The organism is Candidatus Nesciobacter abundans (assembly GCF_008189525.1).
Lineage (GTDB): Bacteria > Pseudomonadota > Alphaproteobacteria > CAJXXZ01 > 1604HC > Nesciobacter > Nesciobacter abundans.
This window is the reverse complement of sequence record NZ_CP043314.1, coordinates 463,883-478,691: the sequence shown is the minus strand read 5'-3', so window position 1 is coordinate 478,691 and position 14,809 is coordinate 463,883. Positions and strand designations below refer to the sequence as shown.

Sequence of the window (14,809 nt, the reverse complement as noted above, 5' to 3'; positions counted from 1 at the left end):
TCTCCTTTTTATTTAGTTTAAAAGAGTTTCTTTGTTTTTTGTAAGTGTTAGCAAAATTAATAGCCTGTTTATTTAGTTAGGTTTAATATTATGAATTTAGTCAAAAATGGTATTTTAATGTGGTTGTTATTGTCTTATAATTCTTATTAGGAGGGTTCTTTGGTAAAAATAAACTTACTTAGCGGTCAAAAAATCATTGGGAGAAGCATAAAATGCTTTGAGTTAGTTAAAGAGCTATGTTTATCTTCTGATATATTAGGATTTGTTTCTTGTTCAGAAGGAGATAAAAAGGTTTACGACCTTCATTCTGAAATTCCTGAAGGAGAGGAAGTAAAGCCTATCAGAAGAACTGACAAAGAAGCTTTGCATATGCTTAGGCATGATATAGCTCATGTTCTGGCTCAGGCATTGTCAGATTTATTTGATGGTGTTCAGTATGGAAAGCAATATTTCGATGAAGAATCTATTTTTGGATTTGATTTTATATCTGAGAAAAAAGTTAGTGAATCTGATTTTCCAGCAATAGAATTTAGAATGTCTCAAATAATAGAAAGAAAAGATTCTATATTAAGGGAAATTTGGTCTAAATCAAAAAGCTTGAGAGAATTTAAAAATGATAGCTTTAAGGTTGACATAGTTAAGAATTGCAAGAAAGAAAGCTTGATGCTTTATTCTCATGGTGGATATATAGATATCTGTGGTGGGCCAAGAACAACTAATAATGATTTCTTAGGTCATAATTTTGAGATTCTTGGAATAGGTGAGTCTTCTTGGTTATATGATGGTTCTATAAAAATGCAGAGAATATATGGAACTTACTGGCCTACTGAAGCAGATCTGAAAAATTACTTAAGCCAGAAAAAACAAGGTATTTAATGATAGAAGTTTGTTTAGAAAATGGAAGTCAGGAATTTGGATCTGGTATTTCTGCTTTAGCAATTGTGGAAAGTTTAGGGGACCAGGGAAAAGGTATAGTAGGGTTTAGATCAGTAGATGAAGGCGATATTTATGACTTGCATAGTATATTGACAGGTCATATTTCTGTTAAACCAATCAAAAAAGGATCTGAATACCACTTAATTATATTAAGACAAGATGCTGCTAATGTCCTTTCTAAGTCTATAAAAGAGATTTACGAAGATGATGCAGAGATAATTGAAACTGGAGTTTTGGAGAATGGTTTTTATCTAGAGTTTTACTCTGAAAATCCTGTTTCTCAGAATGATTTCGAAAAAATAGAAAAGCAAATGAATGTTATTACAGGAAAATCAACTGCTATTAGTAAAAGTGTTTATTCTAAAGAAGAAGCTTTGGAAATTTTTGATCAAGAAGATAATTCTTTCGCTAGAGGTTTTATTTCCTTGCTAGGTGAGGAACCTATTAATATATGTTCAATAGGTGATTACAAGGTTGTGTGTTCTAAAGCATGTGGTAATAACACCAAAAATGTAGGTAATAATTACAAACTAGTTTCAATATCAGGTGTGAGTTCAAAATATGATTATCAGAATGTACAGAGGATAGTTGGTACTTTTTGGCATAACAAACAAGATTTGAAAAAATATTTAGATGAGCTAGAAGAAAATGCAAAATGGGATCACAGAAATATATGCAAAAATATGGATATATGCTTTGTAGATCATGATGTTTCTAATGGAATGATCAATTGGCTTCCAAATGGAACGAAGGTTATTAATAAAATGAAAACCTTTATTAGAGAAATGTGGGATAAGTATGGCTATTCTGAAGTGCAAACACCTGTACTAATGGCTTCAGATCTATGGAAAAAATCAGGTCATGAAGAGATGTTTAAAGAAAATATGATGTTTGTTAATCTCGACAAGCTAACTTATGCTCTAAAACCAATGAGCTGTCCTGCTCATATAAATATGTTTAAATTTAGAAACAGAAGCTATAGGGATTTGCCATTTAGGCTAGCAGAATTTGGTTATTGCCATAGATATGAACCATCAGGTTCTTTGTATGGATTAATGAGAACAAGAGCATTTACTCAAGATGATGCTCATGTATTTTGTATGGAAGATCAAATTACTGATGTTATAGTTTCTTTTTGTGAGATGCTTAAAGAGATTTATAGGAAGTTTGGTTTTGAAGAGTTAAAAGTAAAGTTATCTACAAGACCAGAGAAATACATAGGAAATGATGACTCTTGGTCTGAGGCTGAGTCAGCTTTGCAAGAAGCAGCAAATAAATGTGACCTAGAATGTGAAATCAATCCAGGAGAAGGTGCTTTTTATGGTCCTAAATTAGAGTTTTCTATATGTGACAAAAGGAAGCATGTATGGCAATGTGGAACAGTTCAGGTAGATTTTTCTTTGGCTGAGAGACTTGGAGCTACTTATACAGACTCTGATTCATCTCAAAAAACTCCGATTATAGTTCATCATGCAGCTTTAGGTTCTTTGGAGAGATTTTTAGGAATATTAATAGAAAACACAAAAGGCTTGCTTCCTGCTTGGGTTCATCCAGCGCCATTTGTAGTACTTCCTTTAGTAAAAGAAGCTGAAGATTTTTCTAAACAAATCAAAAAGATACTTAAGGGCCTTGATTTGGAATGTTTAGAAGATTATGATCACTCTGAAAAACTTGGCTATAGAATAAGAAAGTACATAGAAAAAAGAGTGCCTAATTTGATAGTAATAGGTAAGAAAGAAATGGAAAAAGGTTTGGTGACTTTAAGGGATATAGAAGGAAATCAAGAGCAGCTGAGTCTAGAAGATTTAGTGATAAAATTGAAGGGAAAGAATGAAGAGTAAAAAAAAGCAGAAAAAAGATCTAATTAATAAGGAAATAAGGGCAGAGAGAGTTGTTGTCATTCATGGGGGTGATAATCTAGGGGAAATGCCTTTCTTTTCTGCTTTGCAATACGCCAAAGACAAAGGGTTAGATTTGGTGAAAATGTCTGATTCTGATGTGCCTATTTGTAAAGTCATGGATTACAATCAAGAGAAATATAAGCAAAAGAAACAAAAGAAAGAAAAAGTACAAGCTCTAAAAGAAATTCAAATCAGACCTAATATAGGTGAAAATGATTTAATGACAAAAATAAACAGGGCTAGGAAATTTTTAGAGCAGAGACATAAGGTGAAAATAGTTCTTAAATTTAGAGGAAGAGAATTGATTCATTTGGATGATAACGTAAAAAATGTTTTAAATAAGTTTATAGAGAATTTGAATGATGTAGGAAAAGCAGATTCTAGAGTTCCTAAAGAGAGGGCTAGAGTTTCTGTTATAATAAATCCTATATAAGGTTGTTCTGTGTTTTATGAAGCTTTGCTTCTAGAAATTAATAGAAATTTATATTGTGTTAGATAAGGTTAGTTAACAAATTAGGAAAATGAAAATTTTAAAAAATTTCTTTAGATTCATGGCTGTACTTTCTTGGAAGTTCTTTAGTACTTTAGTGTTTACAATTTCATGTTTTAATTATTTGATCATATTTGCTATATTTACATCTTTGTACAGAAAGAGTTTTGATTTTTTAATTGGAACAAAATCTGAATTTCAGGAAATATATTTTAAAAACAATGTTTTTGGATTAAAAGGTTTTGTTTCTAAAGATTTCTCTGTAAAAAAAATAGAAGCAAATTTAAATAAACAAAACTTAGTTATGGAAAACTTAACTCTATACGGAAGCGAATTTGGTTTGCTATGTGACTACAGAGATGGGGTCAAGATTGAGGTAAGTAAATCCAATAAAAAAATCTCTTATTTCTATTTAGATGATAATTATGTTTATGATTTTAGCGTTTTAGGGTTTAATTGTGGGGGAAGGTTTTTATTTTCTGAAAGCAAGGGCTTAGAAATCACTTTTGAAAAAAACTCTAAGGGGTTCATGTTGATAAATGATAATTCTTTCTTGCTGAACTTTAGAAATGAATCTTTGCAGTTGAATTTGAGCAAGAATATAAAAAGCAGTTCTTTTGGAAAACTTGCAAGAAGATGTTTAAAGCAAACTACAGATTTTAAGAAAAATGAAGAGGTTGATTGTTCAAGCGAGGGATTAAAGAGTTGCAATACACCTAACACTCCAGATCTTCATAACACAATCAATGATAGAATCTCTGACAATAGTAATAGCTTAACAAATTCAGAAAACAGTCTAGGCTCTGATAATATTCATATAGATAATGAAAGTAAAAATGAAGAATGTTTATATTATTTAGATGAGCCTTGTGTGGAAAAATTAAACACAAGCTTCGCAGAAGCTAAAGAGAAAAAATATGAAAGAGATAATAGCTCTAAATCTGGAAACAAACTGAAAAGTAACTCTAAAAAACATGCCACTGGAAAAACAAAATTAAAGAATTGTATAAAGAACAAAAAAGTTAACTTCGTTAATAAATATTGTAATTTTGATAAGGTTGATTTTTCTTGTAAAGATTTCAATGGAACAAAAGTTGGATTTAAATACAATGATGGGATTGGTGTTGGGTTTATAAAATCTCATGATTTCTGTGATCATAAATGTTACTTAGATCTTTCTTTTACAGCTCAATTCAATGAAAATGGAATAGAAATAACTAGCAAAAACAGCTCAAAGACTCAAGAAATACATTTGAACTGCTTGGATTTACATCAAAAACACTTGAAGTGGAGTGTTGCTCTGGGTGATAAAAGTTATGTCAAAATTGATTCTGGTAATTTGCAGGTCAGCTCTAAGATTAATTTGAGAAAAACTGATTTTAATTTCTTCATAGATACTTCTCAGGTTCATATGAAGGGCTCTGGGTATTTTGATCAAAGCATGAACATGTTTGTAAAAAGTGAGGGTAATTACTTTAATTGCAATCTTGTTGATTTGGGCATGTTTAAAGGTCCTGGATTGGGAGTTTCAGTTGTTATTGATTCATTTTTCAAAGAAATTTTTGTGCATGGGAATCTATACTTGGATGATGCTCATTTGATATTCAATACCAAAAAAACTAGTGACTCTGCAATAGTATTTCAGGCTTATTGTGATAAGAAACCTATATATCTCTGGAGTAAGAATGGGCTACTTGTGAATATTGAGCTTTTTGATTTTGGTAAAATGATTTCACTGTTGTCTGAAAATAACTTAGTTAAGAATGGTGGGCATTTGTTGGGGAGCATTGATTTTTCTAATAAAGTTATAGACTGGGATTTCAAAATAAAAGATATGAGAACTAAAGCAAAGTTAGATTCCATTTTTATAAATCTATTTTCTATAACATATTGGACTAAAATGATGAAGTACAGCAGAGATACTTGGGATCTTTTCGAGTGCTCAGGAAGCTTAATAAATGGACAATATAATATAAAAGAGTTTAAACTTTCCAATGTGTTTTCTGTATTTGATGGAGAAGGGTATTTAAGTAAGGATAATAAAATTTTTATAAATGGAAGAATGCAATCCAGAACAGTGTTTAATGAAATATCTGGACTGGTTAATAAGGAAAATCACGATTTGAATTTTGTAGTAGAGGGTGATGTATCTGATCCAGTTATAAGGAAAAATATAAAAATGAAGAGAATAGTAAGCTCATTGCTTCCTATATAAAAGTTCTATATATTTTTATAATTTGATTGTTATATTTATTTATATGTTTTGAGTGTTTTAAATTTGTTTGTATGATTATAGAATTTACACTTTGTATATATTCCTATAATTTTGCTTATAAGTTTCTTATATCTCTTTGTGATAGCTTGTGATTCTTGTTAATGTTTGACTTTATTTTAATATAATAATATCTTTTAAGGATACGGTTGTGGCGGAATGGTAGACGCGCAACGTTGAGGTCGTTGTGGGGGTTAACCCTATGGAAGTTCGAGTCTTCTCAACCGTACTTTTCACGAAAAGAGGTTGTTTTATGTCAAAAAAAGATTTTGATTCTAAGAAAATTAGTAGTCTTGAAGATAGAGCTAGAGAATATCACTCCTCTTTTCCTAACGGTAAGTTTGGTATGCATTCCACAAAACCACTATCTCATGTTGATATGAGCTTAGCTTACTCTCCGGGAGTTGCTGTGGTCTGCTCTGACATAAAAGAAAATCCTAAAATGGTAATGGAATATACTTCTAAACAAAACACTGTTGCAGTAATTAGTAATGGAACAGCTGTGCTTGGTTTAGGAAACATAGGTCCTTTAGCTTCTAAGCCTGTCATGGAAGGCAAATGTGTTTTGATGAACGGTATGGCTGGTTTATATGGTGTAGACATAGAAGTTTCTGAAAGCAATGCAGATAAAATAATTGAATGTGTAGCAAAAATAGGTGATTCTTTTGGTGCTATAAATTTGGAAGATATAAAAGCTCCAGAATGTTTTGTGGTAGAAAAAGAGCTTCAGAAAAGGCTTGATATCCCTGTTTTTCATGATGATCAACATGGTACAGCAATAGTTGCTTGTGCTGGTTTAGAGAATGCTTTGCATTTAGTTGACAAGAAATGGTCAGACATAAAAATAATTGTAAGTGGAGCAGGGGCAGCAGCGCTGGCATGCTTAGATGCCATGGTTAATCTAGGGCTTAAGAAGGAAAATGTATACTTGTTTGATTCCAAGGGGCTAGTTAGTGAATCTAGAGATGACTTGAATGAATATAAAAAAGCATATATGCAAAAAGAATCTGTAGAATTTAAAGATGCTTTCAAGGGAACTGATGTGTTCTTAGGACTTTCTGTCGCAGGTAAGTTGAAGAAAGATATGGTTGCAGATATGAACAAGAATCCTATCATATTTGGATTAGCTAATCCGGTCCCTGAAATAATGCCTGATGAAGCTCATTCAGTAAGAAGCGACTGTATAGTTGCAACAGGTAGGAGTGATTTGCCTAATCAGGTTAATAACGTACTTTGTTTTCCATATATTTTTAGAGGGGCTTTGGATTCAGAGTCTAAGAAAATGAATTGGGAGATGAAAAAAGCTTGCATAGATGGAATATCTAAGATTGCTAGGATATCTGATAAATTTGGAAAAGATTTTATAATCCCTGGGCCATTAAATGAGCTTTTGTCTCAGAAAGTTTCACAGGCAGTTGCGCAAGCAGCTTTTGAAACTGGAGTAGGTAAGAAAGTGGATGATCATGGTGTTTTGATAGAAAAAAGACTAAATCCTAATTCTGAATATATTTTTAATTCAAAAGGAAAATCTGCAATATCTCTAAAAGGAAACAGTTCTGAGACAAGTTTTATAATTTCAGAATTGTTTAAGTGTTGGGATTTAAATTTGGATATTGATATTGAATCTCATAATACTTTACTTCCAATTTCTAATTCTTGTAACGCTGAAAGATTGCTATGGGTATTTGGTTTGAATGACAAGCCTTGGATTGCTCTAAGTGAAACTGGATCTGAAAAATCTAAAGTAATAAAAGATCTATTTAAAAGTATTTTTGGTAAGGATTTGTTAATAGTTCCTGTTGTAGAATCTAGCCAATGCAGAGATTTAGAAAGAAGGAAAGACTTTTGTGGGAGGCTGTCCATGACAATTAATCAGATTAATATGGAGTTTAATAATAAAAGTTCTGTTAGGAACGCAGCATACCTGGGAATATTATTGACAAGGATAGCTGATGTCTTATCTAGTTCTAACTAAAAACAGGTACGATGATTCTCAAAGAAGAACTGCTCTTGTAATACATTCTATTAATAATAATTTAGAAGGGGATATAAGAGGAATTTTCTCTCATTTGCATGCCTCTGAAGCAGCAAATATAATGCATTACCTTTCTGTATCTCAAAGAAGCAAATTAATAAAATTTTTAGGTGATGATTTTGATTATTACATTCTTGCATTTTTAGAAGATGCTGTTAGGGAAGAAATATTACATAAATGGGCAAATGACAAGCTTGGAAAGGCTTTGGCTAACTTGGATGAGCATTATGCTTTAGAAATTCTTTCTGATTTGCATCCAGAGCATAGAAAAGCAATATTGAAGCTTATAAATCATGATGACAGAGTGTTTTTGGAGAAAAGTCTTAGCTATCCTGAAAAAAGTGCAGGAAGGCTTATGTCTTATCAGATAGTTGCTTTGCCATTGAACTGGACATTAGAAAAGACTATAAAATTTTTAAAGAATGCAAAGCATTTGCCAGAGGATTTTTATTACATATTTGTAGTGGATTTGCAAAACAGACCTGTTGGGCATATATCTTTAAGTAATGTTTATAAGTTCGATAAATATTCTACCCTGAGTGACTGCATGTCAGATGAGGATATCTCAATTTCTTCTTATTCTGATCAAGAAGAAGTTGCTTTGATTTTTAAGCAATATTCTTTGGTTTCTGCGCCTGTTGTTAATAATAATGGCAAGTTGATAGGTGTAATAGATTCTCACATAGTTATAGATATTATATATAGAGAACGAGAAGAGGATTTCTTGCATCTTGCTGGTGTTGAGGATGATGGATTGCATTCTAATACAATAGATACTACAAAATCTAGATTTAAGTGGCTTTTTATGTCTAGCTGCACAGCAATGCTTTCTTCAAGTGTTATTGCACAGTTCCAGAGTGTTATTTCTAAGAATGCAGCTTTGGCTATTGTTATGCCTATTACTGCATCCATAGGAGGAAATGCTGGGATGCAAGTTGTGGCTGTTATAATTAGGGCGCTGTCTAATCAGCAAATTAGTAAGTTAAATGCAGCAAGGGTTTTAAGGAAAGAAATCACTGTTGCGTTGTCTAATGGAGTGTTTTTTGCAAGCTTGTTCGGTCTGATTTCTTATTTCTATATTTCTCCGAAAATATCATTAGTATTTTCTCTTGCCATACTGGTAAATATAGTTTGGTCAGGATTTGTTGGAATGATGATCCCAATGATATTGACTAAATTTAGGTTTGATCCAGCTTTGAGCGCAGGATCTTTCCTTACAGCGTCAACAGATATAGTCGGGAACGCTGCAATACTTATAGCAGCATCTTACTTCATAATTTAACTAATAAATTGTTTAAGTTTTGAAGTGTCTGTATATAGCTTTTGTGCGCAATTAAGAGTGTTTTTTTGTTTATATTGTTAAATAAATTAGATTTTATAAAGCTATCCAATTCTTTCTACTGCCAATTTTCATTTGTTTATAAGATTTTGTTGTTGGTATTTTTTTTAGTAAAATCTGCTTAGGAATCCTGAATTATTTTTCTTTTCAGGTAGTATTCCGTTTTTCTGTAAGTTAATTACTATAGCATTTTTGCCGCATCCATACTTACAAATTTTGGACTTTGACATCCATATTTTAAAGTTCATAAAAAACATAAACAATGACCATATAAGATAAGGAGTCATTAGGATTAAGATTTTTTTGCTTTTTCTGGATTTGCAGAGCAACCTGAATAAAGTGATTAGCATAAGTAAGGATATTATTAAGCTTAGCCCAGTTCTTTTGGCTAGAAAGAATGTAGGAGCCCATGCAATTGTTAATGTTAGTTGAACTAATAATAATCTGGTTAAGCAGGGTATTTCATAACTTTTCTTTATCATTTTTCCAAATGCAATTCCTGTTACAATATAGGTTGAAAGTTTAAATATGCATTTTAAATAGCACTTGCTCATGCTGTAAGATGGATTGTGAGTATATATAGCAGAGTGTTTTATTAAGTAGCTATAGAAAATTCCTATTAATAAGGATATCGCTATACCAATAAGCTCATATTTATATTGATGTATTTTTTCTGTTAATTTTTTTATAATCATTTTAAAGCCCTTCAGGTTTGATAGTAAATAAAGTTTATTAATGTTTTGATAAGTATTTACTTTGCAAAGGTTATTAATTCTTTTTATGCTTGTTTTTTTGTAAGGATTCGTTGTCTTATGCTATCTTTTCCCATTTCTCTATTTCTCCGCTAACTATTTTAAATAAAGGGTTTGGTTCTACTTCTTTTATTTGTTTAATTTTTTCGTAATGCGTGCAGTCTCTATTTTTTATTTTGTGCAGCAAATGACTCCATTCATATTGGATTTGTTTTGTGGAAACAGTGATTAGGTCTATGTCAATTATAGAGTCTAGTTCATGTTTTATTTTTGATGCATTGAAGTTATAGCTTCTATTCCTTGCTTCTTCAGAAACATAGTGCAGATATTTTGACATTGCTTGGGTTGGATTTTTATGCTCTTTGAATCTGATAAGTTGAGGGTGATGCTTGTATCCTTTTGTGTGTCCAAAAAGTACATTTTGAGCTAGTAGAGATTCTCTCCACAGGGCAATTAATCCTTTTGAATCTAAATATTTAGGTTCAATGCTCCAAATTCTCATATATTCTCATGCATTAAATGTACAATAAAATTGTGTGTTTGTGATTTATTGGATTTATTTTTATTTGTTCTTTCTTGTTCGCATGATTTTGATGTTTATTTTTTGATTAGGAAAAGCTGTATTTCTTTTCATGATCCAGGAGCCACTGTTTTCTTTGTAAGCCACAGCTATATCCTCCCATTTTGCCATTTGATCCAATTACTCTATGGCATGGAATTATTATAACTAATGTGTTTGCACCATTTGCATTTGCAACAGCTCTGAATGCTTTTTCTTTTTTCATAGACTGGGCTTGTGTTGAATAGCTTATTGTTTTTCCATATGGTATTTTGGATAATTCTTGCCATGCTTTGGTTTGAAACTTGCTTCCTGTAAATGAAACTGTGGTTGTGAAGCTCTGTAAGTTTCCTGAAAAATATAAGTTTAATTCTTTTGTTATTCCTTTAATTGGGGTGGTTGAGCCTAGGGATAATTTGGATTGTTTTTTTATTTTCTCAATTTCTTGTTTTAGATTTTTTTTGTCAATGAATTCTAATAAGAAAAGTGATTTGTTATCAGAGATTGCGCACATCTTTCCTAATGGAGTGTCTATGTATGCAATTGTAAGTGAATTGGTGTTCAAGTTCATGTTTTCTTTATCATTACTCTGTTCTGTGTCTAGAATTTCATTTATTATTTCTAAATTTGATTTGTGCAGAGAATTTTTATCATTCATGCTGCTATTGGAGAATTGTCCTTTAGTTTTCATTTGCTTAAATGTATTTTTAAACTTACTGTATGTCAATCTGTTTTTTCTAGAAAGAGGCGCATAGATGTCGTATGATTTTTACAAAAGAACTGTTGACACCTAGAGCGTCTATGTATATCATAAAACATGAGCGATAAGAGAAAATCACAAGACCTATTGAATCCATTATATTGGAATAGTGTAATTAAGATGAGCTTATCTAAATTTTTCATTTTATGTGCGCTTCGTTCTAAATCAATGCATGGGTATGATGTTGCAAAAGTTGTTGAATCACAATCAGGAGGATGCTGTTCTCCTACAGAAGGAGCAGTCTATCCAATTCTAAGAGAATTTGAAGAAGGTGGATATGCTACTTGTAAAAGTGAAACTGTATCAGGGCGTGGAAGAAAAGTTTACACAATAACTGATAGAGGCTTAGAAGCATTTCAAATTGGATTGAGTGCTTGGTTAAAAATTGCAAAATGCTTAGGAAAATGCGATACATCTGAAAAAATTCAGGATAAATGTAAAAATGATTTATGTAACATAGGTTGATTCTTTGATTCTATGTATAGAGATTAAAAATTCATAAGAAATCTCTTTCATCAGATTGTTTTATGTATAAATGATCTAATATGTGATTGAAAATTGACTCAGAATATTTCTTTAAAAAAGAACGGAGGAATAATGAAAAGTTTAAATAAAAACACAATAGCTGTAATTGGCGCTGGTCCTGTTGGCATATCTGCAGCAGTTCATTTAAAAATAAGAGGATTAAATCCTATTGTATTTGAAAAAGGGTCTAGCGTAGGTCATGCTATGAAAGAATGGGGACATGTTCGTGTTTTTACACCTTGGAAATACGTGATGGACAAAGAAGTTGTTAATCTTTTGGGTAAAACAGACTGGAAGCATCCAGACAAAGAATATATTCCAACTGGAAATGAAATTGTAGAAGAATACTTATATCCAGCATCAAAAATCCCAGAACTGAAAAACAGAATAATATATGGAGCTGAAGTTATAGCTGTATCTAAATCTAAAAGCAGCAAATCTTCATCTAATAATCGTGATGAAAAGTCCTTTACTATACACTATAAATCTGAGAATGGCTCTCATTATGTTACAGAAGTAAATGGAGTAATTGATGCTTCTGGAACATGGGGAACCCCTAATCCAATTGGTGCAGATGGTTTGCCTGTGATTGGTGAAATAGAAAACAAAGAGTATATTTCCTATGGAATTCCAGATATATTGCTTAAGAATAGAAATTTATATGAAGGAAAAAGGGTTCTTGTTTTAGGAAGCGGTCATTCTGCTATTAATGTGGTTTTGGATATATTAAGTTTGAAAAATAAGAACTTAGATACAAAGTTGATCTGGGGATTACGTAATAATAAATTGGATAAATTACTTGGAGGAGGTATTAATGATGAACTTCCTGCAAGAGGTGCGCTTGGTCAAGCTGCAAAGAAAGCTATATCTGAAGGTTCTTTAGATCTTATGGCTCCATTTGAAGTAAAAGAAATTGAGAGGAAATATTCTAGAAATAGATCAGGGTTCAATGGTGAGTTTATAAAGAGAGAACCAGAATTGAAGGTAAAGTCAGAGTTTGATGGTAAAAAGATAGTTTTAACAGTGGATAGAATAATTGTTGCTGCAGGATTTAGGCCTAATCTAGATATGTTAAGAGAATTGAGGTTAGACTTGGATACAATTGTAGAAGCTCCAAAAACTCTTGCTCCGATGATTGACCCAAATTTACACTCATGTGGAACTGTAAAGCCACATGGTGTAGATGAACTGTCCCATCCTGATAAAAATTTTTTCATAGTAGGAATGAAAGCATATGGAAGGGCTCCAACTTTTTTAATGCTTACTGGATATGAGCAGGTTCGCTCTATAGCTGATGAACTTGCTGGGAATCATGAAGCAGCAAGGGAAGTGCAGCTTAAATTACCAGAAACTGGAGTTTGCAATTCAAATTCAAAAAACATTTATTACGAAAAAGCTTTGGATAAAAAAAACTTAGATGATCATGATAAAATTGAATATCAAGATTACAGACTAAGCTTAAGAAGTAAAAGATCCAGTTGTTGTGGAGCAGATAAAGAAGAATCAAAAACTAATCATAGTTGCTGCTAAAGTGGTCTAAATAGATTTTTTTCACTAATGGATTGCTTGATTATCTTATTTGAAAAGTGCACTTCCTAAATTTAAATTATAACTACAGTTGTAATATTTTTTTTTGTAATGTTTCTACAGAAATGGCGGAGAGGAAGGGATTGCTTGTTCATTGCATTCGCAGCTTCCCTTCCTTAATATAAAATTGTAACTATCGTTGTAATTCTTCTTTGGAAACCTACGGAGAGGAAAGGATTACAGTTCACTATGCTCACAGTTTCCCTTCCTAAATTGGATTGTAATTATCGCTGTAATGTTTTTATAGAAATGGCGGAGAGGAAGGGATTATTTGCTCATTTTATTCGCAGCTTCCCTTCCTGAATTGGATTGTAACTATCGTTGTTATGTTTTTATAGAAATGGCGGAGAGGAAGGGATTCGAACCCTCGATACGTCTTAAAAAACGTATAACGGTTTAGCAAACCGGCGCCTTCAGCCACTCGGCCACCTCTCCAAAACGAATGATATATTTTATATATAATCTTTTCAATATGTTATTAGTTATATTTATTGACAAAATTGTGAAAAACTTACATTATTGTACTTATGAAGCGTACATTTCAACCTAGCAATTTAGTTAGAAAAAGAAGACATGGTTTTAGATCAAGAATGGCTACCGCAAATGGTAGAAAGGTTCTTTCCAGAAGAAGAGCGAAAGGCAGAAAAGTCCTTAGCGCTTAATTTGTAAAATTTATTCAGAACTTATTTATTGACAGATTAAATTCTTGTTAGTCAGTTCTTGAATAGTTTTTACTTAAGCATAGGGTTAAAAACTTAAAAGTAATTTTTAAGAATTTGTATTATTTGCGAACGAATTATTTACTATCCTGTAAAATAAAAGTGATTTATTTAATTATATATTCGTAATTTTGTATAGATTATAAAATTTATATCTTTGATCGATATTTTGATATATTTCGTTTCGTAGATGTATTTTGGACTTTTATAGATTTTACTAAGTTTTACTTTCGAAATAGAAAATGCGTAAATATTCTATAATCAAATCTAGCCATACTTTTCTTTCTATGAAAAAGAGCAAAGGATTTTTTACTGATATATTTTCGATTAGATATAGAAAAAATTCTAATATACCCAATATTAATACACAAAATTTAAAACATAATTCATGTAATTCTGCTGAAGATAAAAATATGTCTTGTTATGGAGTTTTAGAGAGAAATTCTCTGTTAGACTCCAATATAGATTTAAACTTAGATAATACTTGTAAAGATTTTGGAAATCATAATTTGGACAGTTTAATGCCTTGTGATTTTAATAATATAAACTCTAATCTACAAATAAAAGAATATGTACAAATAGGTATAATTGTAAAAAAGAAAATCGGAAAAGCTCACTCTAGAAATAAAATAAAACGTCGCATTAAAAGTGCTTTAGATGAGATTTTTAATTCTAATGAACTAGAGAAAACGGAGCAAATAATTTTATTTTTGGTTAAAAAAGAAATTGTACAAAGTACTTATCAAGAAATTAAATCAGAAATAGAAAAATTCTTTTTGACTAGAAAGATTATTAAAGTAAATCAATAAATTTAGCACATTTGTTTGTATAGTGAGATTGTTCAATTATAATGAGATTTAGAGTAAAGTTATGTTTGTTTTTATTTAGAGCTTATTGACTATTTAGTAGGTTTTCTTATTTTTTGTATATAAAA

Annotated in this window: 13 protein-coding genes and 2 tRNA genes; 11 read left to right on the top strand and 4 right to left on the bottom strand. The window is 31.3% G+C overall.

Features of this window, described 5'->3' with window-relative positions; genetic code table 11:
• Nucleotides 1-159: 159 nt before the first annotated feature.
• The 7 genes from FZC36_RS02125 (at nt 160) to mgtE (ending at nt 8,916) form a co-directional block, all read left to right on the top strand.
• Nucleotides 160-876: a hypothetical protein gene (locus FZC36_RS02125; RefSeq protein WP_148972335.1), complete on the top strand. Its 717-nt coding sequence runs from the start codon at nt 160-162 to the stop codon at nt 874-876.
• Complete coding sequence (gene thrS / locus FZC36_RS02120) at nt 876-2,777, top strand: threonine--tRNA ligase (RefSeq protein ID WP_148972334.1); 1,902 nt, start codon at nt 876-878, stop codon at nt 2,775-2,777. Before FZC36_RS02125 ends, thrS begins: the two co-directional genes overlap by 1 nt.
• On the top strand, nt 2,767-3,270 hold the full coding sequence (gene infC, locus FZC36_RS02115) for a translation initiation factor IF-3 (RefSeq protein WP_148972333.1): 504 nt from the start codon (nt 2,767-2,769) through the stop codon (nt 3,268-3,270). The genes thrS and infC overlap by 11 nt, the downstream gene beginning before the upstream one ends.
• An 88-nt stretch (nt 3,271-3,358) precedes the next feature.
• Nucleotides 3,359-5,542 carry a hypothetical protein gene (locus FZC36_RS02110; protein WP_148972332.1) on the top strand — a complete coding sequence of 728 codons (2,184 nt, stop codon included), beginning with the start codon at nt 3,359-3,361 and terminating at the stop codon, nt 5,540-5,542.
• Nucleotides 5,543-5,744: 202 nt separating this feature from the next.
• A tRNA-Leu gene (locus tag FZC36_RS02105) sits at nt 5,745-5,828 on the top strand.
• A 24-nt stretch (nt 5,829-5,852) separates the two neighbouring features.
• On the top strand, nt 5,853-7,574 hold the full coding sequence (locus FZC36_RS02100) for a malic enzyme-like NAD(P)-binding protein (protein ID WP_187440091.1): 1,722 nt from the start codon (nt 5,853-5,855) through the stop codon (nt 7,572-7,574).
• Complete coding sequence (mgtE, locus tag FZC36_RS02095) at nt 7,552-8,916, top strand: magnesium transporter (protein WP_148972330.1); 1,365 nt, start codon at nt 7,552-7,554, stop codon at nt 8,914-8,916. Before FZC36_RS02100 ends, mgtE begins: the two co-directional genes overlap by 23 nt.
• A gap of 164 nt (nt 8,917-9,080) precedes the next feature.
• Here the strand turns inward: mgtE and FZC36_RS02090 are convergent, their stop codons facing one another.
• The 3 genes from FZC36_RS02090 to FZC36_RS02080 all read right to left on the bottom strand — a co-directional run bounded on the left by FZC36_RS02090 (nt 9,081) and on the right by FZC36_RS02080 (nt 10,975).
• Nucleotides 9,081-9,668 carry a tryptophan-rich sensory protein gene (locus FZC36_RS02090; RefSeq protein ID WP_148972329.1) on the bottom strand — a complete coding sequence of 196 codons (588 nt, stop codon included), beginning with the start codon at nt 9,666-9,668 and terminating at the stop codon, nt 9,081-9,083.
• 115 nt (nt 9,669-9,783) lie between these two features.
• Nucleotides 9,784-10,227 (bottom strand): pyrimidine dimer DNA glycosylase/endonuclease V, encoded by a 444-nt coding sequence (locus FZC36_RS02085; RefSeq protein WP_148972328.1) that lies wholly within the window; start codon nt 10,225-10,227, stop codon nt 9,784-9,786.
• A gap of 106 nt (nt 10,228-10,333) precedes the next feature.
• The gene (locus FZC36_RS02080; RefSeq protein ID WP_222912609.1) at nt 10,334-10,975 is read right to left on the bottom strand and encodes a methylated-DNA--[protein]-cysteine S-methyltransferase; all 642 of its coding nucleotides are present in this window, start codon (nt 10,973-10,975) and stop codon (nt 10,334-10,336) included.
• A 126-nt stretch (nt 10,976-11,101) separates the two neighbouring features.
• On the opposite strand from FZC36_RS02080, the gene FZC36_RS02075 reads away from it, so the two are divergent.
• Complete coding sequence (locus tag FZC36_RS02075) at nt 11,102-11,509, top strand: PadR family transcriptional regulator (protein ID WP_222912608.1); 408 nt, start codon at nt 11,102-11,104, stop codon at nt 11,507-11,509.
• A gap of 132 nt (nt 11,510-11,641) precedes the next feature.
• Nucleotides 11,642-13,099, top strand: coding sequence for an NAD(P)-binding domain-containing protein (locus FZC36_RS02070; protein ID WP_148972327.1), 1,458 nt, complete (start codon nt 11,642-11,644; stop codon nt 13,097-13,099).
• A gap of 398 nt (nt 13,100-13,497) precedes the next feature.
• Here the strand turns inward: FZC36_RS02070 and FZC36_RS02065 are convergent.
• Nucleotides 13,498-13,591 (bottom strand) — tRNA-Ser (locus FZC36_RS02065).
• Between the two features lie 92 nt (nt 13,592-13,683).
• Here FZC36_RS02065 and rpmH point away from each other — a divergent pair.
• Complete coding sequence (gene rpmH / locus FZC36_RS02060; RefSeq protein WP_148972326.1) at nt 13,684-13,818, top strand: 50S ribosomal protein L34; 135 nt, start codon at nt 13,684-13,686, stop codon at nt 13,816-13,818.
• A 344-nt stretch (nt 13,819-14,162) separates the two neighbouring features.
• Nucleotides 14,163-14,684 carry a ribonuclease P protein component gene (gene rnpA, locus FZC36_RS02055; protein ID WP_187440090.1) on the top strand — a complete coding sequence of 174 codons (522 nt, stop codon included), beginning with the start codon at nt 14,163-14,165 and terminating at the stop codon, nt 14,682-14,684.
• Nucleotides 14,685-14,809 lie beyond the last annotated feature (125 nt).